This window comes from Streptomyces sp. NPDC088157 (assembly GCF_044741545.1).
Classification (GTDB): domain Bacteria; phylum Actinomycetota; class Actinomycetes; order Streptomycetales; family Streptomycetaceae; genus Streptomyces.
Genome location: NZ_JBIUSU010000003.1, coordinates 19,688 through 45,069 on the forward strand (window position 1 = coordinate 19,688; position 25,382 = coordinate 45,069).

Consider the following 25,382-nt stretch of genomic DNA (forward strand, 5'->3'; position numbering starts at 1 on the left):
CGGCCTTCTCCCGCGGCGGTCAGCGCGGCAGGAGCCGCATGGTCGTCGAGCCCGCGGTGGAGCTCGTGATGCGCTGGATGGTGTTGGCCGAGTAGCGGCCGTACTTGGTGCGGTAGGCGGCGTCGACCGCGTCGTTGATCTCGCCGTCGACGTCCTCGAACGTCACGTCCCTCTCGACCCCTCCGGCCTCGACACGGCCCTCGTGGCGGGCTCGGGTGCCGCGGAACCAGGCTGAGGCGGGGCCGTTCACGGAACGGACGTAGATGCCGTCGCCGACCCGGACCACCCAGATCGTCCGTCGGCTGCCCAGTTCGCCGCCGCGCCGCAGGGACGCGATCTGCAGTTCCTCCGCGTGCTCGATGCTGTCGAGCTCGTGGTCGGTCCAGGCAGGTGTCGAGGTCATGAGGACTTCTCCTTGACGAGTACAGAGGCCGCCGCGGTCAGGGACACGAGCAGCGCGGCGATCAGGAGGCTGGTGCGCAGACCGTGCAGGAACTGCGCGTGGTGGGAGACCAGGGCCCCGAAGACGGCCACCGACAGGGCGCCGCCCAGCTGGCGGGAGGCGTTGAGCACGCCGCTCGCGGTACCGGCGCGCTGGGCGGGGACCCGGTCGAGGAGCAGCGAGGTCACCGCCGGTACGGCGAGGCCGCCACCGGTGCCTACCGGGATCATCAGCAGCACGAGCAGCCAGGCGGGCGCCGACGCCGACGGAACGCAGAGCGCCACCAGGCCCACGGCCATCAGCAGCTGCCCGGTGACGATCGGCATCCGCGGCCCGAACCTTGCGGCGAGCCGGGCGGCCGTCGGGCTGACGACGGCGGTCAGCAGCGTCATCGGCAGGAACGCCAGCCCGGTGGCCATCGGCGAGAGGCCCTGTTCCTGCTGGAGATACAGGCCGAGCAGGAAGATCATGCCGTAGAAGCCGACGTTGAGCGCGAACCCGATGGTCGCCGAGAGCGCCATCGTCCGAGCGCGCAACAGCTCCAGCGGCACCATCGGGTTCCGGCCGCGTGCCTGGGCCACCACGAAGACCACCGCCGCGACCACGGCCACCGCCAGGGCGAGCAGCACGCGCGGCGCGCCCAGGCCCACGGCGCCGGCCTCGATCGCCGTGTACGTCAGGCCGCCCATCGCCGCCACCGCGGCGATCTGCCCGGTCCAGTCGAACGGGGCGTCGCCCTGGCGGGGCGAGCGGGCGGTCCGGGCGAGCAGGAACAGCGCCAGTACGCCCACCGGCAGATTGACGAAGAAGATCATCCGCCAGCTGAGCTCACTGAGCACTCCCCCCAGCACCGGTCCGGCCGCGGCGCCCACCGAGCCGCCCATCGCCCACACGGAGATGGCCCGCGCCCTGCGGGCCGGGTCGGGGAACGCCTCGCGGATCAGCGCCAGCGAGGCGGGCACGATCACCGCGGCGCCCGCACCCTGCACCAGCCGCGCCACGATCAGCACAGTCAGGTTCGGTGCGAAGCCGCAGGCCGCCGAGGCGACGGTGAACACCACGAGTCCCGCCCCGAACGCCTGCCGCGCACCGATCCGGTCGGTCACGGAACCGGCCGACAGCAGCAGCGCGGCGAACATCAGCGTGTAGCCGTCCACCACCCACTGCAGGCCCGTCATACCGCCGCCGAAGCCACGCCCGATCTCGGGCAGCGCGACGTTGACGATCAGGGCGTCGAGTGTCATCACGAAGAAGCCGAGCAGCGCGGCCGCCAGCGCCCACCGGGCACCGTTCGCGGTGCCGGGCCGCCCGGCGGCGGTGTCGGCCGACGACGACGGCTTGTCCGATGCGACAGAACTGGACACGGGTGGTTCTCCTGAGAACGAAGCGAAATGGACTCTGTGCGGAACGAGTGCTTCAACCGTCGTCCAGCCTGCGCGCCGGACGCGTCGCGTGGCAGGCCGAGCTGTGCCGGGGAGCACTGTTCGGGGGTGTGACAGGGCCCCCCAGGACCAGCACCTGGATCATCGCCCGGCCTGACAGACTGGCCCCATGGCACGTGAGCAGCGCAACGGCAGCGACGGCACCGAACTGGGGCGCTTCCTGCGCGCCCACCGCACCCGGGTGACGCCCGAGCAGGTCGGTCTCAAGGCCGGCCCCGGCCTGCGGCGCACGCCCGGGCTGCGCCGTGAGGAACTGGCCACCCTCGCGGGGGTGAGCATCGACTACTACACGCGGCTGGAGCGAGGCAAGGAGGCCCATCCCAGCCCGTCCGTCGTCGACGCGCTCGCCCGTGTGCTTCTGCTGGACGAGCACGCGCACGAGCACTTGCGTGACCTCGCCGTGTGCGCCGCCCGCCCCGCCGCCTCCGAGCCCCCGACGGCGCCCACCTCGTCGGTAGGACCGGGGATCAAGCTGCTGTTGGAGAGCCTGCGGCCCCACCCCGCGGTCGTGGTCAGTCGCACGATGGACCTGCTCGCGTGGAACCCGGGCGGGCTACGGCTGTTCGTGGGCATGGAGCAGTGGCCGGTCGAGAAGCGCAACGTCGCACGCTGGGTGTTCCTCAATCCCGGCGCCCGTACGGTGTTCGAGCACTGGGACGAGCAGATCCGTGCGTGCGTGGGGCGTCTGCGCGCCCTGGCCGGCACCGACCCCGATGCCCCCGACCTCGTCGGGCTCGTAGACGAACTACTCGCCGAGAGCCCGGAGTTCGTACAGCTCTGGGACCGTTACGACGTACGGGCGCACACCCACGGCAGTAAGACCTTCCACCTCCCGGACGTCGGCACCCTCACGCTCGCCTACCAGTCCATGCAGTTGGAGGGCTTCCCCGGCCACCGGCTGGTCGCCCACTATGCCGATCCCGGCACCACCGACCACGACAGGATGGTCCTGCTGGACATGGTCGCCACCGGGGCGAACGTGACACCCGCCGAAGAGAAGCGGAACTGACGGCCGGCGCGGGCTCTCGACCGGGTCAGGGCCGGATCAGGACCTTCAGAGCGGTCCGGTCGGCCATGGCACGGTAGCCGTCCGGTGTGCCGTCGAAGCCGACGGTGTGATCGAAGACCCGGCCGGGATCGACCGTTCCGTCGAGGATGTCGGGCAGCAGTTCCTCGATGTAGGCGCGGGCCGGGGCAGCACCGCCGGTGACCGTGATGTTGCCCATCATCGATTCGAAGCCGAGCGGGATCTCGGTGTACTGCGCGACACCGAGCCGGCTGATCACACCACCGTGGCGGACGATGTTAAGCGCCGTGTCCATGGCCTGCGTGGCGCCGACGGCCTCCACCACCGCGTGCGTGCCGTCGCCGCCGGTCAACTCCCTTACGCGCTCGATGCCTTCCTCGCCGCGCTCGGGTACGACGTCGGTGGCGCCGAAATCGCGGCCCAGGTCGGTACGGTCCGTGTGCCGGCCCATGAGGATGATCTGCTCGGCGCCGAGCCGCTTGGCGGCCAGCACCGCGCACAGCCCGACGGCGCCGTCGCCGATCACGGTGACGGACCTGCCGGGGGCGACCCGGGAAGTGACGACTCCGTGGTGGCCGGTGCAGTACACGTCGGACAGGGTCAGCAAGGACGGCAGCAGGGCCGAGTCCTCGGCGACCGGCAGCTTCACCAGCGTGCCCTGCGCCTGCGGGACCCGCACGGCCTCTCCTTGGCCGGCGTCCACTCCGTTCGCGCCCCACTGCCCGCCGTGACGGCAGGAGGTCTGCAGGCCTTCGGTACAGAAGTCGCAGGTGTTGTCCGCCCAGACGAAGGGCGCGACCACCAGATCACCGCTCTTCAGGCCGGACACGTCCGAGCCGACGTCCTCGACCACACCGAGGAATTCGTGGCCCATGCGGCGGCCCTGCTCCGAGGCCGGCATGGAGCCGTACGGCCACAGGTCGCTCCCGCAGACGCAGGAACGCACGACGCGTACGACGGCGTCCGTGGAGTTCTGGATCTTGGGGTCGGGTACGTTCTCGACGCGGACATCGCCGGCGCCGTACATCACTGTTGCTCGCATGAGCCTTCTCCCTACGTGCGATGGTGCTGATCAGAACCGTGGGTCCGCCGTTCAGCGGGTGCTGCTGCTCGGCGCGTCGTAGTCGGTGTCGTCGACCTTCTCCAGCCAGGTCGTCTCCGGGCTGCCGTCGCCCGCGCCCTCCCACATGGCGAGGTGGGTCATGAAGTGGTCGGGGGTCGCACCCAGTGCTCCTCGCCCGGCGGCGTGTGGATCGTGTCGCCGGGGTGCGCCTCCTTGGGTCGCCCGGCGAGCGCCTGGTAGGTGATGACCTCGACCGGCTCGTCCTTGCCGGGGCCGGGCGCTCCCGGAGGTCGCCGAACGGAAGTCTCCGATGCCATCGACCCTTGCCCCATCCCACGCCGCGTGGCAGGGCGGGCTGTGCCGGGGAGCGGCATTCCGGGGTGTGACAGGGCCCCCCACGCATATGCCGCAGCGGTCGCGCGGCCCGCAGACTGGAAGACATGAACAGCGAGCAGCACAACGGCGTGGGCACCGAGCTGGGCCGCTTCCTGCGCGCCCGCCGGGCCCGGGTGAGGCCGGAGGAGGTCGGCCTGACGGCCGGTTCCGGCCTGCGCCGCACGCCCGGGCTGCGCCGCGAGGAACTGGCCACCCTGGCCGGGATCAGCATCGACTACTACGTCCGCCTGGAGCGCGGCAAGGAGACCCGGCCCGGCACGTCCGTGGTCGATTCCCTGGCCCGCGCCCTTCTGCTGGAGGACGACGAGCACGAACACCTGCGCAGCCTGGCCACCCGCGCGGCGCGCCGGGCGCCCGAGCCTCCCGCCGCGCCCAGCCGCACCGTCCGGCCCGGCGTGAAGCTCCTGCTGGAGAGTCTGCGCCCCCAACCCGCGCACGTCGTCAGCCGTACCAACGATCTGCTCGCCGCCAATCCAGGCGGACTGCGGCTCCTCGCCGGCATCCAGGACTGGCCGGCCAGGGAGAGGAACATCGCCCGGTACCTCTTCCTCCACCCCGCCTCGCGTGAGCTGTTCCACGACTGGAAGGCCCAGGCCCGCGGCTGCGTGGCCCGGCTGCGCGCCCTGGCCGGCACCGACCCCGACGCTCCCGACCTCACCCGGCTCGCCGGTGAGCTGCTGCTGAAGAGCCCGGAGTTCGCCCGCCTGTGGGAGCGCTACGACGTCAAGGGCCACTCCTACGGCCGCAAGACCTTCCACCACCCCGACGTCGGCGATCTCACCCTCGGCTTCCAGTCCATGGAACTGGAAGGCACCCCCGGCCACCGCATGGTGACGTACCACGCCGAGCCCGGCACCGCCGATCACGACGCGATGGTCCTGCTCGACCTGCTCGGGCAGGAGCAGCCCGCGAAGAAGACGCCGGCACACGAGGACCGGTCGGCGGCTGTGGAGGACGATCCCACCTCCCCCCTGTCCTGACCTTCCCCCTTCCCTCGGACTTCGACCGATCCGCCGTCCTGTCAGAGGTCACGGGGGTCGAGCCGGGCGGCCCCGAGGACGGCGGACGGGGCGGTGTGCCGCTGTCGCGCGGGCAGGCGTGCGCAGTCCGCGGGGCCCGGCGTGTCAGCGGCGAGGAACAGCCGTCCGTCCGGGTCCGGACTGCGGGCCCGGACCCGGACCGATTCACGGCCGCGGCTCTCGGCTCGTCACGGCGTGGTCAGCTCACCGGCGCGCAGCGCCGCGGTCACGCCGCCGTCCATCAGGAGGTCGGCTCCGGTGATGAAGCCGGCGTCCCGGCCGAGCAGAAAGGCGGCAGCCGCGGCGACCTCCTCGGAGGTGCCGAAGCGCTTGGCGGCCGAAACCTCGCGCACCGTCTCGAACCACTCGCGGCGCGGTCCGGAGAGCTCGTCGAGGGCCAGCGGCGTGATGATCACGCCGGGGCTGACGGCGTTGACGCGGGCCCCGCGCTTGCCCCACGCGGCGGCTGCGGTCTGCACGCGCAGTGAGTTGGCCCGCTTGGACATGGCGTACGCGTGGACGGATGAGCCGATCCGGTCGGGCTGCAGAAACGGCAGCGCGAGCAGCTGCGAGGTCTCGGTGGTCGCGAGCGCCTGCTCGATCTCGCGCGTGTAGGGGCTCTCCCGGTGCCCGGCCATGCTGGCGACCACGATGCCCGCCCCGCCGGGCGCGATCACGCGGGCGAAGGCGTCCAGGACGTACGCCGTGCCGAGCAGATCGACGTGCAGCAGCCGCTCGATGGTCGCCTGGGTGGGTGAGACGCCGGCGGCCTGGATCACCTGGGTGACCGCGCCCATCTCCGCGGCCGCGGCGGCCAGCGCCTCGACCTGGGCGAGATCGGAGATGTCCGTGGTCTGGACGGCCACCTCGTAGCCCTCGCCGCGCAACTGCTCGGCTGCGGCCTGCGAGGCCTTCTCGTCGTGTGCGGCCAGCAGCAGGGTGCGCCCGGTGCCGACCCGGCGGGCGATGGCCAGGCCGATGCTGCCGGGGCCGATGACGACGACGATTTCCTTGACGGCCCTGTTTTCGTCGCTCATGTTTCAGACTCCTTCATTCCATGTTCTCGGGTGACCGGGCGGCCGGGACGCGACCGACCAACCGGTCGGCTGCCCGTTGGCGGCGTAGCGTCGGCGTAGCCCTCGTAAGAGTGAGCGGCTCGTCGGGCTCGGCCGGGTCGGCCGAGCCCGGTTCGACGTCCCCCGCGCGGGTTGCCCAGACCCATCGGCTCATCGCGGCAGGGCACCGTCCGCACCCTGATCGTCAGGATCGTGTGCGCCGCTGCTCTTCGGACGTCATGTCCGGATGCGCGACGGGCCGGGGTGCGGCCAGGTCGAGGAGGAGCATGGCGTCGTGGTCGGGGGTGCCGGGTTCGGCGGTGTAGACGCCGAGGCGCTGGCCGGGGGTGCCTTCGAGGTGCATGCTCTCGCCGCTGAGGGTGAGGACGCCGACCTCGGGGTGGTGGAAGGTCTTCTGGATCTTCTTACGGCCGACGACGTCGTAGCGCTCCCACAGCTTGGCGAAGTCGGGGCTCTTGAGCAGGAGTTCGCCCACCAGGCGGGTGAGGTCGGGGGCGTCGGGGTCGATGCCTGACTGGGCGCGCAGCCGGGCGACACAGCCGCGGACCTGGTGGGCCCAGTCGGGGAAGAGCGTGCGCGCGGTGGGGTGGAGGAAGAGATAGCGGGCGATGTTGCGCTGAGTGGCGGGCCACTCTGCGAGGCCCGCGAACAGGGCGAGGCCGCCCGGGTTCCAGGCCAGCAGGTCCATGCTGCGGCTGATGACGTAGGCGGGGCTCGGCCGCAGTGTCTCCAGGACCAGCTTCAGGTGCGGGCGCACGGCACGGCTCGGCGGCGGCGGGGGCTCGGGGGCGTACCGCGCGGCTCGGGTGGCGAGCTCGCGCAGGTGCTGGTGCTCGGCGTCGTCGAGGTGCAGGGCGCGGGCGATCGCGTCCAGCACGGCGGGGCTGGGGCGGGTCTCCTTGCCGCGTTCCAGGCGGACGTAGTAGTCGATGCTGATACCGGCGAGCGTGGCCAGTTCCTCGCGGCGCAGACCGGGGGTGCGGCGCGGGCTCGTGCCCACGGTGAGGCCGACCTGGCCGGGGCTCGTCCCGGTGCGCCGCGCGCGCAGGAACCGGCCGAGTTCTCCGCCACCCCTGTCTGTGCTCTGCTCGGATGCCATTCCGTCAGTGTCACACCGCGTTGACCTGCGTGGCAGGCGCGTGGGGGGCCCTGTCATTACCCCGAACGCCGCTCCCCGGCACAGCTCGACCTGCCATCCGGGCCGGAAAGGCGGGATGCTCGAATGAACCCACGAAACGTAAGGAACGCCCATGCAGACCGTCACCCTCAACAGCGGCGTCGAGATGCCGATCCTCGGTTTCGGCGTCTATCAGATCCCGCCGGAGCAGACCGAGCAGGCCGTCACCGAGGCCCTCGCCGCCGGCTACCGGCTGCTCGACACGGCCGCCGCCTACGGCAACGAGGAGGCTGTCGGCCGTGCGATCAAGAGCAGTGGCATCCCGCGCGATGAGCTGTTCGTCACCACCAAGTTGTGGATCCAGGACGCGCCCGCCGAGGAGAACACCAAGCGCGCCTTCGAGACGTCGCTGACCAAGCTGGGCCTGGACCACCTCGACCTCTACCTGATGCACCAGCCCTACGGCGACGTGTACGGCCAGTGGCGCGCCATGGAGGCTCTCCACCACGAGGGCCGCGTCAAGGCGATCGGCGTCGCCAACTTCTACCCCGACCGGCTTCTCGACCTCGCCCTCAACAACGAGGTCACACCGGCGGTCAACCAGATCGAGACCCATCCGTTCTTCCAGCGCACGGCCGACCAGGAGCTCATGCGCGAGCACGGGGTCCAGATCCAGTCGTGGGGCGGGTTCGCTGAGGGGAAGAACGACATCTTCACTCACCCCGTCCTGAGCGAGATCGGCGCGAAGCACGGCAAGTCCGTGGCGCAGGTCGTGCTGCGCTGGCTGACCCAGCGCGGCGTCGTCGCGATCCCCAAGTCGGTCCGTGCCGAGCGCATGGCGGAGAACTTCGACATCTTCGACTTCGAGCTCACCGACGACCAGATGGCGGCCATCGCCACGCTGGACACCGGGGCGACGCTGTTCTTCGACCATCACGACCCGGCGATGGTCAGCTGGCTCAGCGCACGGCGGCTGGACGGCTGAGCCGGCGGACGGCAGGGACACCGCACCAGAACGAAATCGCGCGGGTCCTTTGCCGCTACGGACCGAGGCGCGCGCCCGGGAGGGACACCTCCGCGACGTCCTCACGACGGCACCCACCTCATGGAGCAGGGCTTCACCATGTCCCAGAAGCAGAACATCGCCGATGTACTCATGGTCGGCGCGACCGGCAGTATCGGACGGCTCGCGGTGGAGGCCGCACAACGGCATGGTCTGCGCCCGCGGGCACTGGTACGCGACCTACGGCGAGGCGAAGCACTGCTCCCCGGCGTCGAACTCGTGCGGGGCGACCTCGAGGATCCCGCCTCCCTGCGGAGTGCGGTCGGCGGAGCCGATGCCATCGTCCTCACCCACGGCTCCGGCAGCGACCCCGACGCCCGCCGCCGTGTCGACTACGGCGGTGTGCGCAACATCCTGCAGGCCCTCGACGGCGCCCGCCCGCGCGTGTCGCTGATGACGTCCGTCTACGCGACGCGCAGTGACATCCCCGGCGCCACTCCGTGGAAGCGGCGCTCCGAGCGCCTCCTGCGGGCCAGCGGCCTGCCCTGCACGATCGTCCGGCCCGGCTGGTTCGACCATGCCGGCCCCGCCCAGCGGCGGCTCGTCCTGGAGCAGGGCGGTACGGCCGACGGCGGGATCGCCCGTGACCAGATCGCCGAGACGCTCATCCGGAGCCTGCTGACGAACACCGCGCTGGACAAGACGTTCGAGCTGATCGCCGTCGAGGGGGAGGAGCAGTCCGACTGGGCGGAGCTCTTCGGCACCCTGAAGGCCGATGGATCCGGCTCGGTGGACGGCGTGTTGGACCCGTCCGACCTTCCCGTCGAAGCCGAGCCGCAGGCAGTGCGTGCGGATCTCGATGCCGTCCGTTCTCTTCGCGGAACCAGCGGATGACAGCGGGCGGACTCGACGCGGGAAAAGGCAAACCCTCCGCGCTGGGGCGACGCACGCTCCTTCGCGGCGTACTTCTGGGAGGAGCCACCGTCATGACCGGTGTCCAGATCAGCGGCTGTTCCCCGTCGCAGTCGAGCGGGGCGGCGCCGGAGTCCGGTGAGCGCCCCTCCCCGGCCACCGGGTCCGACAAGCGGGTCCTGCTGGCCTACTTCTCCCGGCCGGGCGAGAACTACCACTACGGCGGACGTACCGACCTCCAGACCGGAAACACCGAGGTCCTCGCCCAAACGATCAGCGAGCTCATCGAGTGCGACGTGCACCGCATCGAAGCCGTCGACCCCTACTCCGACGACTACGACGCTACGGTCGCCCGCAACGTCCGCGAACAGGACGCCGATGCCCGGCCGGCCATCGCCAACCGCCTGTCCGGGATCGACCGTTACGACGTGGTGCTACTGGGCAGCCCGATCTGGAACGTCCGAGCACCCATGATCATGTCGACCTTCACCGAGAGGTACGACTTCCGCGGCCGGACGGTCCATCCGGTCACGACACATGCGATGAGCGGACTGGGTACCACCGAGCGCGACTACGCGGCATCCTGCCCGGGCGCGGCCATCGGGGAAGGGCTCGCGGTGCACGGCGAGGAAGTCCGCGAAGCAGACACCGAGGTCCGGTCGTGGCTGCGGCGCATCGGCATCCTCCAGGACTGACCCCGCTGGCGAACAGTCCGGCTCGATGATGTCCAAGAGACGGACAGAAGCGGGGCGTTGTCACATTCTGGCCGACCGTGCCCCGACACAACGCGGCCCGCTACGCCACCAGTCGACCTCAGCACTCGAAGGTCGATCGGGAGCAGCCGCGCCCGCCCCTCTGGGCCCGTGGCAACTTCGGCCGGCCGTCAGGACAAGGCGGTGGGGCGACAGGGAGCGCCGTGGCGAGCCGGACTCCGGTCCTGACCTTTGCTCTGGAGGGGGCCTGACGAGCGGGCACCAGACGCACGGCGGACCTCGGCCCGCGGCCGCTGCGGACGCGCGCCCTGACCCGTGCGGCCGCGACACCGAGCTGCTCGCGCACCTCGTTCGCGGCTGCCATCCGCCAGGGCGAAGGGCGCCTTGTACGTCGGCCACCGGCTGAGAGGACCACTGCTGCCGCGTCGTCCGCGGCTGCGCCGGGTCAGCCGTCGTCTCCCACGCCGACCAGGACGAAGGCCATCGTGACCGGCTGGTCGCTGCGATTGCGCCAGCCGTGGCGGGTGCCGTTCTGTATCACGAGGTCTCCCGCCGAGAGCCGCGTACAGCGGCCGTCGTCGAGTTCGAGGGCGATCTCTCCCTGGAGCACGATGCAGTAGTCCACTGTCGGCGTCGTGTGCATGCCGTCGGGCTCCATGAGATCCGCGATCCCCGGTGAATCGGCCCGCTGCTCGCGATCGAAGGCGACGGGGTCGAAGGCCGGGTCGGCCATCGCGCTGTCCGGCGGGAAGGTCAGGACCACGAAACGTGTGCCGCCCGGCGCCGGGAGCAGGCTGGTGACCTTCGGCGTGGGATCTTCTCCGCTCCGGGTGACGGGTTCGCGGGGTTCGGTGGCCCAGGGCAGTCGGGACACCCAGCCCGGCAGACTGGTGAACTCCCGGCTGCGTGGGACGGGGCCGTCGCTGACGACGACCGACCGGCCGCTCTCGTCGTGGCCGGTGACGACTCTGCGCATGTGCGTCTCTCCTCGGTCGGTCCGTCCAACCGCTCCAGTCGGTTGGTCAACGGGGTTGACTGCGGCCGACCCCGGTCGGCGCTCCGAGCGCCGTCGCCCAGGCGTCCAGCACGTCCGCCACCGTGGCGGCGGGAGCGCGGAGCAGGGCCGACGCCACGGTCCGTACGAACAGCCGGTGCCGTTCGTCCGTGAGGTACTCGACCGGGGACTTGCCGTCCACGCGCGCGAGCAGGAGCGCCGGCAGCAGTGACGCGACCCGCGACTCCAGGGCCGGCCTCGGCTCCCAGTCGACGCACCGGCCGTACTCCTCGGCCAGCACCCGGGCGGACCGCAGGAGATCCTCCCGGCGCTCCGGCACCACCAGGCTCTTGAGCAGCAGATGGTTGACGCAGAAGGCCAGGTCGAAGGCCGGGTCTCCGTACCAGGCGCACTCGGCGTCCAGCAGCACGGGCCCCGTCGGGCCGACGAGGATGTTCTTGGGGCTGACGTCGCCGTGCACCAGAGCGAGGTGCGTGTTCGCCGTACGGTCGGCGAGGCCCTGGAGGGTGTCGCGCAGGCCGGGGTGCGCGGCGGCGGTCGCGAGCAGGTAGGGGTCGACGCGCAGGGCGTGGAAGTTGTCGTCGGTGGCGAACTCCGCGGCCAGGGCCACGTCTCCCGCGCTCGCCGCGTGGAGACGGCCGAGCAGTTCCCCGACGGCCGCGGCGGTCGTCACCCGCACCTCGCCGCGCAGCAGTTGTGCCTTCCACATCGGGTACCGCTCGGGGGGCAGGAACGCCATCGCGAAGAGGCCGGCAGCGGGATCGTGCGCCAGCAGTTCGGGCACGCTGTCCGGGCGGTGCCGGGACGCGAAGCACATCCACGCCCATTCGTAGGCGTTGCGCGACACCGGCGCCTGCCAGTCGGCGGCGACCTTCAGCTTGGCCAGGGCGCGTTTGACGCAGAGGGAGCGGCCCGGCAGGTCCACTCGCCACAGGTCGGACGAGACTCCGCCGGCCAGTGGCGTCCAGCGTGCCGCTTCGTCGGCTCCGGCGAGATGGTGTGCGGTGAGGAAGTCGGTCAGCAGGGGTTCCGGGTTCGCCTCAGCGGGGGTTCCGCTCATCGCGGGTCCCCCGGCCCGGTAGGCGGATTACGGGGGGCGTTGCAGGCGTGGGCCGGCGGCTCGTCCGCCAGGATCCGTACGACCTCCTGGGCCGCACGGCGTCGCAGTTCGGTGACCGAGGCGTCGGAGGAGAAGGCGATGTGCGGAGTGAGCAGGGCGCCCGGCTGCTGGAGCAGTCCGGCGGGGACGTGCGGCTCGGATTCCAGTACGTCGAAGGCGGCCCCGTCCAGGTGCCCGGTGTCGAGCGCCTTGACGACCGCGTCGGTGTCCACCAGGCCGCCCCGGCTGACATTGACCAGCAGCCCGCCCGGCCGCATGGACGCCAGCCTGTCGGCGTCGATGATGTGATGCGTGGCGGGGGTCAGCGGCACGTGGAGGATCACTGCGTCGCTGCGGCTCAGCAGTTCCTCCAGGCCCACCATCTCCACCCCCCTGGCCTCCTTCGGCGGGTACGGGTCATGGGCCAGGACCCGGCAGCCGAACGCGCCGAGCTTGCGGACGGTGGCGCGTCCGATGCGCCCGTATCCGACCACCCCGCAGGTCAGCTCCGACAGCCGGCGCAGCCGGGCCCCGGCGGGGTTCCAACGGCCGGCGCGGACCTCCCGGTCGGACACGGCCAGACCGCGCGTCCAGGCCAGGACCATGCCGACGGCGTGGTCGGAGACCTCTTCGACGCAGTAGTCCGGCACGTTGGTGACCCATACGCCGCGCTCGGTGGCGGCGTCCACGGCGATGTTGTCGAGTCCCACGCCGAGCCTGGCCACGATCCGCAGGCCGGGCGAGCTGCTGATCGCGGTGGCGGAGACGGGGGCCCAGCAGGTGAGGATTCCGGCGGGCCGGTGCTCGGCCACCAGCTTCTCGATCTCCTCGGCGGAAGCGGGATCGGCGGGTCCCGTGACGAGGGTGTGGCCGGCCTCTTCGATGACCGATCGCTCGACGGTGTCGTCGGGCCAGGCGTAGTCGGTGAGCAGCACGGTGCCGGGGCGGCTCGGTGGTTTCATGGCAGGTCGTCCTCGCTGAATCGTGCCGCCGCCACGGACGGCCGGGCGTGGAGCCCGGTCGCGTCCGAGGAGCGGGTGCAGTCGCCGCCCGGAGGGCGGCCGTAGGCGTCTCCGGGCGGCCGTCGGCCGCCGTGGGCAGGCGGAAGGGGTCGCTGATCTCGGGTCGGGGGTCGTCGGCACGCACCGTCTTGTGGTCGGTACGGGCGCCGCGGTATGTCCGGGGATCGGGTCACGAGATGCCGGGGCACGTCGAGTCACTCTGTCACAGCCACGTGATGCTAACGATAGCATTGAGCCTCTTCGGCACGTCAAGTGTCCGCCGTGATTCAGCTCGGCCGCGCCCCGCGTCGGGGCCATACGGCTCCTCCGCGCCAGGCTAGGCACACGAAATGAAGGCCCACCGAAGAAAACCGGTGTGCACATCTTGACGCACCGGAGATATTCCCCTCATGGTTTCTGCCAGCGCCGACCGTGTGACCGATAAGCGTCCACACGGTGTCCGGCTGTCGAAGACTCCATAGCCACGGACGTCCCCGACGGGCGATATACGGCTGAATTCCGCTGCGGCGTCCGACCGCGCGGCAGCTTGTCGTCCCCATTCCGTCAGTCGCCGACGGCATCGCCGTCGCGTCTCGAGTCCGTGTTCAGCTCACCACGACTCGTCATCGCCCATACGACCCGTACGGCGACGGATCCGCCGCGGCCTGCCGCGACCCTTTCCTCCCAGGAGCCGCTATGACTCACGCAGCGCAAGTCGACACCGGCGCGGCACCGGCCGCAGACACTCAGGAAGCCAGCAGGGCCCCTCTTTCCCGCGTCATGACCGGGGTGGGCTTTCTGCTGGTGGTCCTCTCCTACATGGTCAACGCGATGGACCGGCAGGTCTTCCCGCCCCTGCTGCCGAACATCCGCGCCGAGTACGGGTTCTCCCTGGAGCAGGGCGGACTGCTCGCGACGAACTTCACCCTCGGCATGGCCCTGGCCGGCCTGCCCGCGGGCTACCTCCTGGACCGGTTCCGCCGCAAGACGGTGCTGCTGGTCAGCATCGTGATCTACTCCCTCGGCACGATGGCCACGCCGCTGGCGACCGGCTTCGCCGACATGACGCTGTACCGGGTCGTCTCCGGCTTCGGCGAGGGCATGCAGTCCGCCGCCATCTTCGCGGCGATCGGCGCCTTCTTCGCCCACCGGCGAGGCCTCGCCTTCGGCGTCATCGGCGTGGGCTACTCGATCGGCGTGTTCATCGCCCCGCTCATCGGCGTCCGGCTCATGAGCACGCACGGCACCTGGCACGCGCCCTTCTACCTGTTCGGCACGGCCGGGCTGCTGATCGCCACCGCCTCCCTCTTCCTGGTGAGGACCGGCCTGACCGAGCACTCCGCCGAGAGGACGGTCTCGTCCAGGACTCACGAGTACATGCCGGCCTCCGCCTACAACCGCAACACCGTCGCACTGGCCGTCCACTCGGTCGTCAGCGGTGTGGCCATCTACGGGTTCCTCGGCCTCTACCCGACCTACCTCATCACCTCGCTGCACTACACCGCCGGACAGGCGGCCCTGGCCATGAGCCTGCTCGGCTTCGGCGGCATGACGGCCGTGTTCGGAGGCTGGCTCGGCGACCGCTTCGACCAGCGCAACCTGCTGATCCTGAGCCTGCTGGCCGTCTCGGCCATAAGCGTGTGCATCTACCAGACGCATGCGGGGGTCGCGGTGCAGTGCGTGTTCGCCTTCCTCATGGGCGCCTTCGGGCTGGGCTTCGTCTACCCCAACTCCAACAGCGCGATGCAGCGGGCCGTCCGCCCCGGACAGATCGGACGCGCCTCAGGCCTCTTCGTCACCAGCTACTACGGACCGGCGGCGTTCTCGGGACTGCTCTTCGCCGCCCTGGTGGAGGCCTACGGCTGGAGCCGGGCCGGACTGCTCCAGGTCACGCTCCTGCCGCTGCTGGGCGTCGCCGCCCTGGCCTTCGTCCGCACCTCGCGGTTCAACAACGCGGTCCGTTAGCGGACCCACCCCCCGCGTCCCTCACACCAAGGGGCCTGCCACCGCTGAGCGGTGGGCAGGCCCCTTGGGTCTTTCGTTTGATCAGGGCGGATCAGGGAGCGGGGTCCGGTGCCGGCGGACAACCCTCAGGTGTGCCGCCCGACGGATGTTCGGCGTCAGCGGCTCTCGGCCACGACCGGATTGCGCAGCACGCCGATTCCCTCGATCTCCACCTCGACCTCGTCGCCGGGCCGGATCGGCCCGACGCCGGCCGGTGTGCCGGTCATGATCGCGTCTCCGGGCAGCAGCGTCAGATAGCGGCTGAGGTAACCGACGAGGTCGGGAACGGCGAGCAGCAGGTCGGCGGTGCTCGCGGACTGCGCGACGGCTCCGTTCACACGGGTCGTCAGCGCCAGGTCCGAGGGGTCCAGTCCGGTCGCGATGACCGGCCCGAGGGGCGCGAACGTGTCCTGCCCCTTGCCGATCAGCAGCGTTCCGAACGCGCTTTCCCTGCGCTGCACAATGCGGTCGCTGACATCATTTCCGCAGGTGTATCCGAGGATGTACTCATGGGCCTCGGAGGGCTTTACATGGCGGGCTTTCTTTCCGATGACGACGACCAACTCACCTTCGAAATGGATCAGTTCACCGTCCGCCGGATAGACGATGGCATCGCCCGGTCCGATCACCGCGGTGCTCGGCTTCATGAAGCACACGGGAACCTCCGGGACATCACGATCGGTCTCCTCGACGTGCGCGGCATAGTTGTACGCGAACCCGAAAATCCGGGGCGCCACGAGCGGCGGGAGAAGGACGACGTCACTCAGTTCGTCGATACACCCCGCAGGGGACAGTCCGGTGAAGGGATCGCCCTCGAACCTCGCGATCCCGGCCTCATCCGCTTCCCATTCTCCGTAGTGACACTCGCCGCCGACGGCATACCTGACGATCCGCACGGACACCTCCGCAACCAGGCAGCCACGGGCGGCTGCACACCCTATCCAGCAGTGCTAACGTTAGCACAAATGCGATGACCAGCCCGGTGCGTCCGCTTCTCCGACCACGGAGCGCTACGAGAATGCTATCGTTGGCACACGGAAAGTGACGGCACGGGACCAGTCACCTCGAGGGGGCCATACGTGATCACGACCAAGGACATCGCCGAACGCCTGGGAATCTCGGTTTCCACCGTCGGCCGCGCGCTCTCCGACGACCCCCGCATCAGCGAGGAGACCAAGTTCCGGGTCCGTCAGGCCGCTTCCGAGATGGGATACGTCGGCAATCGAGCGGCTCGCATGATGCGCGGCGCCTCCAGCAACGTGGTCGCGCTGGTGATCCCGGACATCCGCAACAGCTTCTACTCCACCATCGCGCACGAACTGTCCAAGAACATGGAGGCCGAGGGCTTCCAGTTGATGCTCTCGGAGACCGACGACGACCGGATGGTGGAGCTGCGCCATCTGCGCGAGCTCTCCGCCAACCGCGTCGCCGGCGTGATCATCGTGCCCACGGCCCGCCCGCACAACGACTCGGTCAAGCTCCTGCGCGGCCTCCCGCACCTCCAGCTGCTGCGCCGCCACCCCTCACTCGGCGCCCAGTGGTTCGGCGTGGACGACCACGAGGCACTGCGCCAGGCCACGGCCCATCTGGTCGCCCAGGGCCACACCCGCATCGCGTATGTCGGCGGACCCGAGGAACTGCCCACGGGCGCCGAGCGACTGCGCGGCTTCCGCAGCGCCCTGAGGGAAGGCGGCCTGCCCGACGACGCCGGGCACACGGCGCTCGGCCCGCCGTCCTCCGTGGACCACGGCCGCCGGGCCGTGCGCCGGCTGCTGAACGGTCCGGACGCGCCCAGCGCACTCGTACTGGGATCGATCCAGCTCACTCTGGGCGTCCTGGAAGAGCTGTCCCAACGGGGTGTGAAGGTGCCTGGGGAGCTGTCCGTGGTCGGCTTCGGGGACGAGCCGGGGTTCTCCTGGTGGGGGCCCGGACTCACCACGATCGGTCTGCCGATCCAGGAGATGGCCACCGGTTGCGCGCTCTGGCTGCTGCGCCGGCTCAAGACGAAGCCCGGCGACGACAGCCCCTACACGTCACTCTCCCCCGGTTCGCTGATCGCGCGCGGCAGCACGGCGCCGCCGGACGGAGAGGCCCGGTCGGGGTCCGGATCCTCCGAGTCCCGGTCCTCCCGGACCGGGTCCCGATCCTCCGAGCCCGGGTCCGGCTGAAGCCGGGGCTGCCCGCCACGCAGGCCCCGCCGCCGCCCACGCAAGCGACAGCGCCCGGAGACTTGGTTCCGGGCGCTTCGCATATCGGCCGGGCCGGGGCCGGGGACCGGGGACCGGGGGCCAGGGGCCAGGGGCCAGGGGCCAGGGGCCAGGGCCGGGGCCCAGGGGCCGGGGGCCAGGGGCCAGGGGCCAGGGGCCAGGGCCGGGGCCCAGGGGCCGGGGGCCAGGGGCCAGGGGCCAGGGCCGGGGCCCAGGGGCCGGGGGCATCAGGTCAGTGCGCTTGACTGCGCCCTTCAGTGCGTCTCGGTGCGCAGCCGCCGCATGACGCGGGCGGTGCGCGCGAGTTCGTCGAGCACCTGCTCGGCGGCGGCCTCGTGTATTTTCCCGGGCCGGAACACGCCGTCCTCGACGAGTTCGCCGATGAACGGAATGCTCACGGTCGGCCCGATCGGCAGCATCCTGAGGTTCGCCACGATCTGCTTGCCCATCTGCACCGCCCGAGTGCCCGCCGAGACGCCCCCGTAGCTGACGAAGGCGGCCGGCTTGTGCTGCCACTCCCCTACGAGGTAGTCCCAGGCGTTCTTCAACGGGGCGGGGAAGCCTCCGTTGTACTCGGGGGTGACGAACACGAACGCGTCCGACGCGTCGACGATCCGGCTCCATTCGCGGGTGTGGCTCTTCGTGTACTGCCGCAGGGCCGGGGGATTCGGCTCGTCGAAGAACGGGAGAGCGAGTTCGTACAGGTCGACGGTGTGCGACTCGAACTGGTCGCACTCCGCGGCCCGGAGGAAGAACCAGTCCGCGACGGATCTGCCCACCCGCCCCGGACGCGTGCTGGCCACGACGGTCGTGAGGGTCAAGGGCGCCGCGGAGGGCTGAAGCGTCATGTGGGGCTCGCTTTCCTGTCGGTCGGGATGCGGCCCGACGGACCCACGCCGCCTGTGCTGTCCGTCCGTCCAGGAGAGCGCGGGTCCGCCGGAGTACTTGATGGCGCACCAGATCAGTGCGAACGATAGCATTGAGGTTCCGAAGGGCCAAGAAGTGGCCTTCAGCAGCATATTCACGCACATCGAGCAGCTACACCCCCTTGACAGAGCCGCTGCATCTCCCCACGATTGCGCTATCGTTAGCATTGCTGAGGGGGCGTAGCGGCGAGCACCTTTCGTCCAGCGGGTCGGCTCGCGTCCGATACGGATGCGAGTACGGCGATCGCCTCCTCGGCGGGCCGGGCCCTGGGGGTTCCTCACTGCTCCAGTCCCGAACTCCGGACTCCGGCCTACGACTTCGAGTCCGAACCCAAAAATTCCTGCCCCCCGAAAGGTTGCACCGCCATGACAGACGCGCGGATCGCCAGGCTCCACGGCCGCAGGGTGTGGGACTCACGCGGCCGGCCGACCGTGGAGGTCGAGGTTCACCTCGCGGACGGCGCGGTCGGGCGGGCCATCGCACCGGCCGGTGCGTCGACGGGCCAGGGCGAGGCCCTCGACCTGCGCGACGGTGGCAGCCGCTTCGGCGGATTCGATGTCCACCGCGCGGTGGGCTCGGTCAACGCCGAGATCGCGCCCGCTCTTGTGGACCTCGACACCACGGACCAGGAAACCGTCGACCGGCTGCTGGTGGACCTCGACGGAACACCGGACCGCAGCCGCCTCGGCGGCAACGCGATCGTGGCCACGTCCATGGCGGTCCTGCACGCCACCGCCGCGTCGGCGGGCGTGCCCCTGTGGCAGCACCTCGCGGGCGGGCGGCCGGTACGCATCCCGCTGCCGGAGATCCAGATTTTCGGCGGTGGCGCACACGCGGACCGCCGCGTCGACGTCCAGGACTTCATGGTCGTCTGTCCCGCGGCACGGAGCTTCTCCGAGGCCCTGGATTGGACCGCGGAGATCTACCGGGCCGCCGGAGCTCTGATGAGGAAGGCCGGCAAGGCCCAGGGGGTGGCCGACGAAGGCGGCTTCTGGCCGGCGTTCGGCGCCAATGAGGAGGCGCTGGAGACACTGGCCCTGGCCATCGAGAGCGCGGGTTTCGCACCCGCGACACAGGTCGGCATCTCCCTGGACGTCGCGGCCTCACAGTTCGGCAACGGCGGACGGTACGCCCTGGCCCTGGACAACCGCACCCTGGACACCACCGCGCTGGTCGACATGCTGGGCGGCTGGATCGAGGACTATCCGATCCTGTCCGTCGAGGACCCGGTGGGCGAGGACGACCACGAGGGCATGCTGGAGTTCACCCGGCGCTACGGCCACCGCTGCCAGGTGATCGGCGACGACTACCTGGTCACGAACGCCAAGCGCGTCGAAGCCGCGGCGGCGGGCGGAGCGGCGAACGCGGTCCTCGTCAAGCCGAACCAGGCCGGAACGGTCACAGAGGCGTTCCAGGCACTGCGCGCCGGAAAGGACGCCGGCTTCGGCACCATCGTCTCGGCTCGATCCGGCGAGACCGAGGACGTCACCATCGCCCATCTGAGCGTCGGATGGGACGCGGGCCAGCTGAAGGTGGGCTCGTTCACCCGTTCCGAGCGCATGGCCAAGTGGAACGAGGTTCTGCGCATCGAGGAGTCCCTCGGTGAATCCGCGGAATTCAGTGGTTGGTCCGCCTTCCCGTTCACCGCGCCCCAAGCCTCGGCGCCCAAACCGTAAACAGCGCCGAAGTATTAAAGTCAACGAAATCCAGAGCCCGATCGGAGCACGGAGACCAGCATGCTGCCACCCGTCAATCTGCGCCCGAGTTTCAATATCACCCGCTCCAGCCATGTGCGTCTCACGGTCGCCGATCTCGCCGAGAGCCGGAATTTCTACGTGAACGTGCTGGGACTCGTCGTCAGTGACGAGGACGAACGCACCTGCTACCTGCGCGGCCTGGCAGAAGCCTGCCACCACAGCCTCGTCCTGGAGCTGGACGAGGGAGGCGGCGGCACCTGCCGCAGGGTCGGCTACCGGGTCTTCCTCGACGAGGACCTCGACCTCGCGTACGCCTGGTTCCGCGAACGCGGGCTGCCCGCCGAGTGGGTCGACCTCCCGTATCAGGGCAGGACCCTGCACGTCGGCGACCCCATCGGCACGCCCCTGGAGCTGTGCGCGCACATGGAGACCCGGCCGAGGCTGCACATCGACTTCGCCTCCTACCGGGGCGCCCACGCGCAGCGTCTGGACCACTACCAGATCTTCGCCCCCGACACCTACGCGCTGTGCGCGTTCTACAGCGAGCTCGGCTTCAGGAACTCGGAGTACCTCGAGCACGGCGACAAGCTGCTGGGGGCGTTCATGTACCGCAAGGGCACCTGCCTGGACCTGGCCATCGTCGAGAACTCCGGGCCCGCCCTGCACCACTTCGCCTACACCGTCTCCGAGAGCCGGGACATCTTCACCGCATGCGACTGGGCGGGGATCCAGGGCTATGGCGACGGCGTGGAGCGAGGGCCGGGGCGGCACGGGCCGGGAGGAATGCTCTTCACCTACCTGCGCGACCCCGACGGGCACCGGGTGGAGGTCTTCAACAGCCACTACCAGACCATCGACACCGAGGTCGAGCCGGTCCGCTGGGACGCGGCGGCGCTGAGCACCAACGCCCGCTGGGGCCTGCCGGCGCTGGAGAGGTGGTACCTCGAGGCTTCGCCCTTCGTGGGGGCCGAGCAGATCCCGCCCGCCGACCCGCCGAACCCGATGACCCTCGAGCGGTACCTGCTCGGACAGTCCGCCCACTGACCCTTCCGTCCCCGAGGAGACACCATGGCTCGAGTCCCCTACCTACACCGCGAAGACGCGGACGATTCGCAGAAGCCTCTGTACGACAGGCTGGAAGCCGAACGCAAGGTGCCGACGGCGAACATCTTCCTCGCCCTGGCCCAGGCGCCGGCCCAGCTGGACGGCTTCCTGACCTACGCCAACTCGCTGCGAGCCGCCGACCTCAGCCCCAAGCTGCGGGAACTGGCGATCCTGACCGTGGGATACGCGACCCGGTCGGCGTACGAGGTGGCGCACCACCAGTCGCACGGGCTGGGGGCCGGGCTCACCGAGAAGCAGCTCGCCGCGGTGGCCGACTTCGAGACGTCCGACCTGTTCGACGCGACGGAGAAGGCGGTGATGCGCCTCGCCAGGGAATCCACGCTCCTCGTGGATGTCTCGGAAGAGACGTGGCGTGCCGCCGCCGCCGAGCTGACGGACAAGCAGATGGTCGAACTCTCGTTGTCCATCGCCTGGTACAACTCCGGCGTTCGCATCATGGGGCTGCTGGGAATCGACCTCGAGGACAATTACCCACACCCTTTCCCGAACTCATAGGGAATTCTTAACGTCTCCGCTCCGGCCGCCGGGACGGAGCAGTTTCAAGGAGTATTTCAATGGCGAAAATGCTCGCTGCACGACTGCACGCCCTCGGTGAACCGATGTCCGTGGACACGATCGACGTGCCCAGCCCGAGGCCGACCGACGTCCTGGTGCGGGTCAAGGCGTGCGGGATCGTGCCGAACATGGCCAACGTGATCAACAACTGGCCGACCTGGTTCCCGCACCAGCCGCTGCCGAAGTTCCCCGCCATCTTCGGCCTGGACGCGGCCGGCGTGGTCGAGGCGGTCGGCGAGGCAGTGCTGCACACCAAGCCGGGCGACCGGGTGTACGTGAACCCCCTGCGCTCCTGCGGCAGTTGTCAGGTCTGCCGGGGCGGTGAGCTGAGCCGCTGCCGCTACTTCACGTTGAACGGCTACTTCAGCACCTCCCGTGACGGCCAGCGGATCTTCGACCTCTACCCGTACGGCGGGTTCGCGGAGTACATGACCGCCCCGCAGTACTCGATCGTCAACATCCCGGACACCATGACGTTCGAACAGGCGGGCAAGCTGGGTTACATCGGCACGGCCTACGGCGCCCTCAAGAACGCGGCGGCCGGTCCGGGCCAGGTCGCGCTCGTCGACGGGGTCACGGGAACCCTCGGCGTCGCGTCGACCGTGCTCGCACTGGCCTCCGGCGCCTCCCGGGTCCTCGGGACCGGCCGCAACGAGGAACTTCTCAAGCGGGTCAGGGAACTGGATCCGGCGAGGGTCGAGGTCTTCCGGCTGGGTGACGGCTCCACCGGTGAGTGGGCGAAGTCCCTCACCGGCGGCGAAGGCGCGGACTACGTGATCAGCGCCCTCGGCGCCAAGGCGCCGGTGGAGACGATGCTCGACTCCATGCAGGGCGTCCGGCGGGGCGGCAGGGTGGTCAACGTCGGAGGCGTGGCCGACCGGCTGCCCGTGGACGTGAAGTGGCTCATGGACGAGCAGGTCCAGCTGATCGGATCCAACTGGTTCAGCACCGCCCAGGGACAGGAACTCGCCGACATGGCGGCCACGGGCGCCCTGGACCTGTCCTACCTCCAGGCCAAGCCCTTCCCGCTGGCCCGGGTCAACGAGGCGATCTCGGGACTCGATGACCGGGACGGCGGCTTCAGCAACTACGTCGTCATCCCCTGACGGCTCGCACTCACCCTGCGGCGGTCCTGTCCTGCCCTGACGCCGCCGCGGGGTGCCCGTTCCACCGGCCGAACCCGCGGCTGGTGCGCCCGGTACGACGGAGGAGCCGATGGAACTGCGCTGGCTGGAGTCATTCGTCATCGTCGCGGAGGAACTGCACTTCGCGCGCGCGGCGGACCGTCTGCATTTGGCTCCTTCGGCACTCAGCGCCCAGGTCAGGGCGCTGGAGTCGCACCTGGGAGTCCGTCTGATCGACCGCGGACGACGCACCCGCCCGGCGCTCACCAGCGCCGGGCGGCTCTTCCTCGAAGAAGCACGGCTGACGCTGGCACAGGCTGCCCGGGCGGAGGCGGTGGGACGGCGGGCCGGTCGCGGGGAGCTGGGGCATGCCGAGATCGCGTACGTGGCCTCCGCCGCCTTCTCCGGCGTACTGACCGACGTCCTCACCCGGTGCGCGGCTCTCGACACCCAGCTCACCGTGCAGGTACGCGAGTTGGAGACACCAGCGCAGCTGGAGGCACTGTCCTGCGGGGATGTCGACGTCGGCTTCCTGCGCTGGCGGCCGGAGTACCCGGCCGGCGTCGCGACCACCTGTCTGCTGACCGAGGAGGTCGTGTTGGCGCTGCCGGACGGAGCGCCGCTGGCGGCGTACGAGGCGGTGCCGGCGGCGGAGCTGCGCCACGAGCAGTTCGTGGCCCCGCACTTCGCCGAGGAGTACGGCTGCCGCGACCAGATCCTGGAAGTGGCCGAGCAGGGCGGCTTCAGTCCCCGGTGCGCGCCTCCGGTACGGGATTTCATCGCGGCCCTCACTCTGGTGGGCGGCGGTCTCGCCGTGGCCCTGGTGCCGGATTCGTTGCGCCGCGTGCGCATACCGGGAGTCGCCTACCGTCCGCTGGCGGACGTGCCGTTGACCACCCGGCTCGTGGGCGCCTACCGCAGAGGCGAGCCGTCGCCCGCGGTGCGCGGCGTGATCCGCCGTCTGCGGGAGTCGGCGGCCGACGCGCCCGCCGCCGACCGGCCTCACGGATGAGGCGGGCGGCCGCCCACAGCCGATCAGCACTGCGCGACGCAGATCTGCGCGCGGAAAACGCATCGTTCGCGCAGGTCAGAGAAATTTACCCAGTGCACGCCCGACTCGGCGCCACAGACCGTCACAGCGTCGCTCGACCGCGACGAAGCGGAGAGACAGGTAGAGGAACACATGACATCGATCAAGCACGTGGGAGTCGTCGGCGCCGGGCAGATGGGCCGGGGCATCACCGAGGTCTGCGCGCGGGCCGGGCTGCACGTCACGTTGTGCGACGTGACCGAGGACCGGGCCCGTGCGGGCCTGGCGGGCGTGGCGGACTCCCTCCTCATGGCGGAGAAGAGCGGCACCCTCGCTCCGGAGGACCGCGCCCACGCCCTGGCCGGCATCTCGTCCACCGCGGATCTCTCCCGGCTGTCCGGTGCCGACCTGGTCATCGAGGCCGCTGTCGAGGACGAACAGGCCAAGACCGCGCTCTTCCGGCTGCTGGACCAGGTGGTCGCGAATCCGGAGGCTGTACTGGCCAGCAACACCTCCTCGATCCCCATCGCCCGGCTCGCGGCCGCGACCGGACGGCCGGAAGCGGTGGTCGGGCTGCACTTCTTCAATCCGGTCCCCGTCATGCCGCTGGTCGAGGTGATCCCCTCACTTCAGACCTCGAAGGCCACGGAACTGCGTATGCGTGCCTTCGCCGGCGAAGTCCTGGGCAAGAAGACGGTTGTGGCACAGGACCGCGCGGGCTTCGTCGTCAACTCCCTCCTGGTCCCCTACCTGTTGGCAGCCGTGCGAATGGTCGGCTCCGGCACGGCGACGGCGGAGGACATCGACACGGGCATGACGGCGGGCTGCGCCCACCCGATGGGCCCGCTGCGCCTCGCCGACCTGATCGGCCTGGACACCGTGGCGGCGATAGGCGAGGCGCTCTACGAAGAGCACCGCGAACCGCTGTACGCCCCTCCCCCGCTGCTGCGCCGCATGGTCGAATCGGGTCTGCTGGGCCGCAAATCGGGACAGGGGTTCTTCAGCTACCGGACCGCCTGATGTGATGATGCGCGGGTCGGTGCCGGGGACGACGAGGACACCGCCGTGGGGCGGGAGCCGCCGATCTCCGGCCGCCGGACTTCCTGCGGACGGCTCATGTGGTTCCACGCCTCCCGGCAGGGAGGAAGATCGTCGTCAGGGACAGCACCCAGGCCGAGGTGAACACCCCGTTGGGGACGTCACTCAGACGCGCGCCAAGCCGGTGAGTCCCGCAGGCACACCGGCACTGACCGTCCCGTCCCGGGCGGCCCGGCCCGGGCCGGCAGCTCCGGCGCAGCCGTTCGCGCTCGGCGCGGGAGAGCTGAAGGGCCGGGCCAGGGTGCCGGGCGCACGGCGATCGCCGGTGTTCACACGGCGGCAGCGCATTC

General features: G+C 70.5%; 24 protein-coding genes. 13 read left to right on the forward strand and 11 right to left on the reverse strand.

The window, feature by feature from the left end; translation table 11 throughout:
- Positions 1 to 19: 19 nt before the first annotated feature.
- Together ACIPFH_RS11420 and ACIPFH_RS11425 are read right to left on the reverse strand one after the other, a co-directional pair.
- Positions 20 to 403, reverse strand: coding sequence for a DUF2255 family protein (locus tag ACIPFH_RS11420; RefSeq protein ID WP_401825204.1), 384 nt, complete (start codon positions 401 to 403; stop codon positions 20 to 22).
- Positions 400 to 1,806: an MFS transporter gene (locus ACIPFH_RS11425; protein WP_401825205.1), complete on the reverse strand. Its 1,407-nt coding sequence runs from the start codon at positions 1,804 to 1,806 to the stop codon at positions 400 to 402. Before ACIPFH_RS11425 ends, ACIPFH_RS11420 begins: the two co-directional genes overlap by 4 nt.
- A gap of 187 nt (positions 1,807 to 1,993) precedes the next feature.
- Here ACIPFH_RS11425 and ACIPFH_RS11430 point away from each other — a divergent pair, with 187 nt between their 5' ends.
- Positions 1,994 to 2,893 carry a helix-turn-helix transcriptional regulator gene (locus tag ACIPFH_RS11430; protein WP_401825207.1) on the forward strand — a complete coding sequence of 300 codons (900 nt, stop codon included), beginning with the start codon at positions 1,994 to 1,996 and terminating at the stop codon, positions 2,891 to 2,893.
- A gap of 25 nt (positions 2,894 to 2,918) precedes the next feature.
- On the opposite strand, the gene ACIPFH_RS11435 is transcribed toward ACIPFH_RS11430, so the two are convergent.
- A complete protein-coding gene (locus tag ACIPFH_RS11435; protein WP_401825209.1) occupies positions 2,919 to 3,953 on the reverse strand; it encodes a zinc-binding dehydrogenase in 1,035 nt (344 codons plus the stop codon).
- A gap of 158 nt (positions 3,954 to 4,111) precedes the next feature.
- On the reverse strand, positions 4,112 to 4,291 hold the full coding sequence (locus ACIPFH_RS11440; protein ID WP_401825210.1) for a hypothetical protein: 180 nt from the start codon (positions 4,289 to 4,291) through the stop codon (positions 4,112 to 4,114).
- Positions 4,292 to 4,414: 123 nt separating this feature from the next.
- On the opposite strand from ACIPFH_RS11440, the gene ACIPFH_RS11445 reads away from it, so the two are divergent.
- A complete protein-coding gene (locus ACIPFH_RS11445) occupies positions 4,415 to 5,350 on the forward strand; it encodes a helix-turn-helix transcriptional regulator (protein WP_401825212.1) in 936 nt (311 codons plus the stop codon).
- Between the two features lie 227 nt (positions 5,351 to 5,577).
- Here ACIPFH_RS11445 and ACIPFH_RS11450 read toward each other — a convergent pair whose 3' ends face one another.
- Positions 5,578 to 6,426: an SDR family oxidoreductase gene (locus ACIPFH_RS11450; RefSeq protein ID WP_401825214.1), complete on the reverse strand. Its 849-nt coding sequence runs from the start codon at positions 6,424 to 6,426 to the stop codon at positions 5,578 to 5,580.
- Positions 6,427 to 6,649: 223 nt separating this feature from the next.
- On the reverse strand, positions 6,650 to 7,564 hold the full coding sequence (locus ACIPFH_RS11455; RefSeq protein ID WP_401825216.1) for a helix-turn-helix transcriptional regulator: 915 nt from the start codon (positions 7,562 to 7,564) through the stop codon (positions 6,650 to 6,652).
- A gap of 151 nt (positions 7,565 to 7,715) precedes the next feature.
- On the opposite strand from ACIPFH_RS11455, the gene ACIPFH_RS11460 reads away from it, so the two are divergent.
- The 3 genes from ACIPFH_RS11460 to ACIPFH_RS11470 all read left to right on the forward strand — a co-directional run bounded on the left by ACIPFH_RS11460 (position 7,716) and on the right by ACIPFH_RS11470 (position 10,192).
- Positions 7,716 to 8,567, forward strand: a complete 852-nt coding sequence (locus ACIPFH_RS11460) for an aldo/keto reductase (RefSeq protein ID WP_401825217.1) — start codon at positions 7,716 to 7,718, stop codon at positions 8,565 to 8,567.
- 138 nt (positions 8,568 to 8,705) lie between these two features.
- A complete protein-coding gene (locus tag ACIPFH_RS11465) occupies positions 8,706 to 9,479 on the forward strand; it encodes an SDR family oxidoreductase (protein WP_401825219.1) in 774 nt (257 codons plus the stop codon).
- A gap of 92 nt (positions 9,480 to 9,571) precedes the next feature.
- Positions 9,572 to 10,192, forward strand: a complete 621-nt coding sequence (locus tag ACIPFH_RS11470) for a flavodoxin (protein ID WP_401825221.1) — start codon at positions 9,572 to 9,574, stop codon at positions 10,190 to 10,192.
- A 463-nt stretch (positions 10,193 to 10,655) separates the two neighbouring features.
- Here ACIPFH_RS11470 and ACIPFH_RS11475 read toward each other — a convergent pair whose 3' ends face one another.
- From ACIPFH_RS11475 to ACIPFH_RS11485, 3 genes are read right to left on the reverse strand one after another with little or no spacing between them, the layout of a single operon-like run.
- Complete coding sequence (locus ACIPFH_RS11475; RefSeq protein WP_401825222.1) at positions 10,656 to 11,186, reverse strand: cupin domain-containing protein; 531 nt, start codon at positions 11,184 to 11,186, stop codon at positions 10,656 to 10,658.
- A gap of 46 nt (positions 11,187 to 11,232) precedes the next feature.
- Complete coding sequence (locus tag ACIPFH_RS11480) at positions 11,233 to 12,285, reverse strand: phosphotransferase family protein (RefSeq protein ID WP_401825224.1); 1,053 nt, start codon at positions 12,283 to 12,285, stop codon at positions 11,233 to 11,235.
- Positions 12,282 to 13,286, reverse strand: a complete 1,005-nt coding sequence (locus ACIPFH_RS11485; RefSeq protein WP_401825226.1) for a C-terminal binding protein — start codon at positions 13,284 to 13,286, stop codon at positions 12,282 to 12,284. The genes ACIPFH_RS11480 and ACIPFH_RS11485 overlap by 4 nt, the downstream gene beginning before the upstream one ends.
- A 735-nt stretch (positions 13,287 to 14,021) precedes the next feature.
- Between ACIPFH_RS11485 and ACIPFH_RS11490 the strand changes: the two genes are divergently transcribed.
- Positions 14,022 to 15,290 (forward strand): MFS transporter, encoded by a 1,269-nt coding sequence (locus ACIPFH_RS11490; RefSeq protein WP_401825228.1) that lies wholly within the window; start codon positions 14,022 to 14,024, stop codon positions 15,288 to 15,290.
- Positions 15,291 to 15,445: 155 nt separating this feature from the next.
- Here the strand turns inward: ACIPFH_RS11490 and ACIPFH_RS11495 are convergent, their stop codons facing one another.
- The gene (locus tag ACIPFH_RS11495; RefSeq protein WP_401825229.1) at positions 15,446 to 16,225 is read right to left on the reverse strand and encodes a fumarylacetoacetate hydrolase family protein; all 780 of its coding nucleotides are present in this window, start codon (positions 16,223 to 16,225) and stop codon (positions 15,446 to 15,448) included.
- A 183-nt stretch (positions 16,226 to 16,408) separates the two neighbouring features.
- On the opposite strand from ACIPFH_RS11495, the gene ACIPFH_RS11500 reads away from it, so the two are divergent.
- Positions 16,409 to 17,497: a LacI family DNA-binding transcriptional regulator gene (locus ACIPFH_RS11500; protein ID WP_401825231.1), complete on the forward strand. Its 1,089-nt coding sequence runs from the start codon at positions 16,409 to 16,411 to the stop codon at positions 17,495 to 17,497.
- A 293-nt stretch (positions 17,498 to 17,790) separates the two neighbouring features.
- On the opposite strand, the gene ACIPFH_RS11505 is transcribed toward ACIPFH_RS11500, so the two are convergent.
- Positions 17,791 to 18,384 (reverse strand): NADPH-dependent FMN reductase, encoded by a 594-nt coding sequence (locus tag ACIPFH_RS11505; protein WP_401825233.1) that lies wholly within the window; start codon positions 18,382 to 18,384, stop codon positions 17,791 to 17,793.
- A gap of 444 nt (positions 18,385 to 18,828) precedes the next feature.
- Here ACIPFH_RS11505 and eno point away from each other — a divergent pair, with 444 nt between their 5' ends.
- From eno to ACIPFH_RS11535, 6 genes are all read left to right on the forward strand, one after another.
- Positions 18,829 to 20,139 carry a phosphopyruvate hydratase gene (eno, locus tag ACIPFH_RS11510; RefSeq protein ID WP_401825234.1) on the forward strand — a complete coding sequence of 437 codons (1,311 nt, stop codon included), beginning with the start codon at positions 18,829 to 18,831 and terminating at the stop codon, positions 20,137 to 20,139.
- Between the two features lie 60 nt (positions 20,140 to 20,199).
- The gene (locus ACIPFH_RS11515) at positions 20,200 to 21,204 is read left to right on the forward strand and encodes a VOC family protein (protein WP_401825236.1); all 1,005 of its coding nucleotides are present in this window, start codon (positions 20,200 to 20,202) and stop codon (positions 21,202 to 21,204) included.
- 24 nt (positions 21,205 to 21,228) lie between these two features.
- Positions 21,229 to 21,780 (forward strand): carboxymuconolactone decarboxylase family protein, encoded by a 552-nt coding sequence (locus ACIPFH_RS11520; protein ID WP_359121931.1) that lies wholly within the window; start codon positions 21,229 to 21,231, stop codon positions 21,778 to 21,780.
- A 59-nt stretch (positions 21,781 to 21,839) separates the two neighbouring features.
- Positions 21,840 to 22,946, forward strand: a complete 1,107-nt coding sequence (locus ACIPFH_RS11525; protein WP_401825238.1) for an alcohol dehydrogenase catalytic domain-containing protein — start codon at positions 21,840 to 21,842, stop codon at positions 22,944 to 22,946.
- 109 nt (positions 22,947 to 23,055) lie between these two features.
- The gene (locus tag ACIPFH_RS11530) at positions 23,056 to 23,976 is read left to right on the forward strand and encodes a LysR substrate-binding domain-containing protein (protein ID WP_401825240.1); all 921 of its coding nucleotides are present in this window, start codon (positions 23,056 to 23,058) and stop codon (positions 23,974 to 23,976) included.
- A 171-nt stretch (positions 23,977 to 24,147) separates the two neighbouring features.
- Complete coding sequence (locus tag ACIPFH_RS11535; RefSeq protein ID WP_401825242.1) at positions 24,148 to 25,014, forward strand: 3-hydroxybutyryl-CoA dehydrogenase; 867 nt, start codon at positions 24,148 to 24,150, stop codon at positions 25,012 to 25,014.
- Positions 25,015 to 25,382 lie beyond the last annotated feature (368 nt).

What these genes read in the sequence shown, in the direction of transcription:
- ACIPFH_RS11420 (WP_401825204.1), bottom strand. Translation starts at nt 403, where the DNA reads ATGACCTCGACACCTGCCTGGACCGACCACGAGCTCGACAGCATCGAG.
- ACIPFH_RS11430 (WP_401825207.1), top strand. Translation starts at nt 1,994, where the DNA reads ATGGCACGTGAGCAGCGCAACGGCAGCGACGGCACCGAACTGGGGCGC.
- ACIPFH_RS11435 (WP_401825209.1), bottom strand. Translation starts at nt 3,953, where the DNA reads ATGCGAGCAACAGTGATGTACGGCGCCGGCGATGTCCGCGTCGAGAAC.
- ACIPFH_RS11440 (WP_401825210.1), bottom strand. Translation starts at nt 4,291, where the DNA reads ATGGCATCGGAGACTTCCGTTCGGCGACCTCCGGGAGCGCCCGGCCCC.
- ACIPFH_RS11445 (WP_401825212.1), top strand. Translation starts at nt 4,415, where the DNA reads ATGAACAGCGAGCAGCACAACGGCGTGGGCACCGAGCTGGGCCGCTTC.
- ACIPFH_RS11450 (WP_401825214.1), bottom strand. Translation starts at nt 6,426, where the DNA reads ATGAGCGACGAAAACAGGGCCGTCAAGGAAATCGTCGTCGTCATCGGC.
- ACIPFH_RS11455 (WP_401825216.1), bottom strand. Translation starts at nt 7,564, where the DNA reads ATGGCATCCGAGCAGAGCACAGACAGGGGTGGCGGAGAACTCGGCCGG.
- ACIPFH_RS11460 (WP_401825217.1), top strand. Translation starts at nt 7,716, where the DNA reads ATGCAGACCGTCACCCTCAACAGCGGCGTCGAGATGCCGATCCTCGGT.
- ACIPFH_RS11465 (WP_401825219.1), top strand. Translation starts at nt 8,706, where the DNA reads ATGTCCCAGAAGCAGAACATCGCCGATGTACTCATGGTCGGCGCGACC.
- ACIPFH_RS11470 (WP_401825221.1), top strand. Translation starts at nt 9,572, where the DNA reads ATGACCGGTGTCCAGATCAGCGGCTGTTCCCCGTCGCAGTCGAGCGGG.
- ACIPFH_RS11475 (WP_401825222.1), bottom strand. Translation starts at nt 11,186, where the DNA reads ATGCGCAGAGTCGTCACCGGCCACGACGAGAGCGGCCGGTCGGTCGTC.
- ACIPFH_RS11480 (WP_401825224.1), bottom strand. Translation starts at nt 12,285, where the DNA reads ATGAGCGGAACCCCCGCTGAGGCGAACCCGGAACCCCTGCTGACCGAC.
- ACIPFH_RS11485 (WP_401825226.1), bottom strand. Translation starts at nt 13,286, where the DNA reads ATGAAACCACCGAGCCGCCCCGGCACCGTGCTGCTCACCGACTACGCC.
- ACIPFH_RS11490 (WP_401825228.1), top strand. Translation starts at nt 14,022, where the DNA reads ATGACTCACGCAGCGCAAGTCGACACCGGCGCGGCACCGGCCGCAGAC.
- ACIPFH_RS11505 (WP_401825233.1), bottom strand. Translation starts at nt 18,384, where the DNA reads ATGACGCTTCAGCCCTCCGCGGCGCCCTTGACCCTCACGACCGTCGTG.
- eno (WP_401825234.1), top strand. Translation starts at nt 18,829, where the DNA reads ATGACAGACGCGCGGATCGCCAGGCTCCACGGCCGCAGGGTGTGGGAC.
- ACIPFH_RS11515 (WP_401825236.1), top strand. Translation starts at nt 20,200, where the DNA reads ATGCTGCCACCCGTCAATCTGCGCCCGAGTTTCAATATCACCCGCTCC.
- ACIPFH_RS11520 (WP_359121931.1), top strand. Translation starts at nt 21,229, where the DNA reads ATGGCTCGAGTCCCCTACCTACACCGCGAAGACGCGGACGATTCGCAG.
- ACIPFH_RS11525 (WP_401825238.1), top strand. Translation starts at nt 21,840, where the DNA reads ATGGCGAAAATGCTCGCTGCACGACTGCACGCCCTCGGTGAACCGATG.
- ACIPFH_RS11530 (WP_401825240.1), top strand. Translation starts at nt 23,056, where the DNA reads ATGGAACTGCGCTGGCTGGAGTCATTCGTCATCGTCGCGGAGGAACTG.
- ACIPFH_RS11535 (WP_401825242.1), top strand. Translation starts at nt 24,148, where the DNA reads ATGACATCGATCAAGCACGTGGGAGTCGTCGGCGCCGGGCAGATGGGC.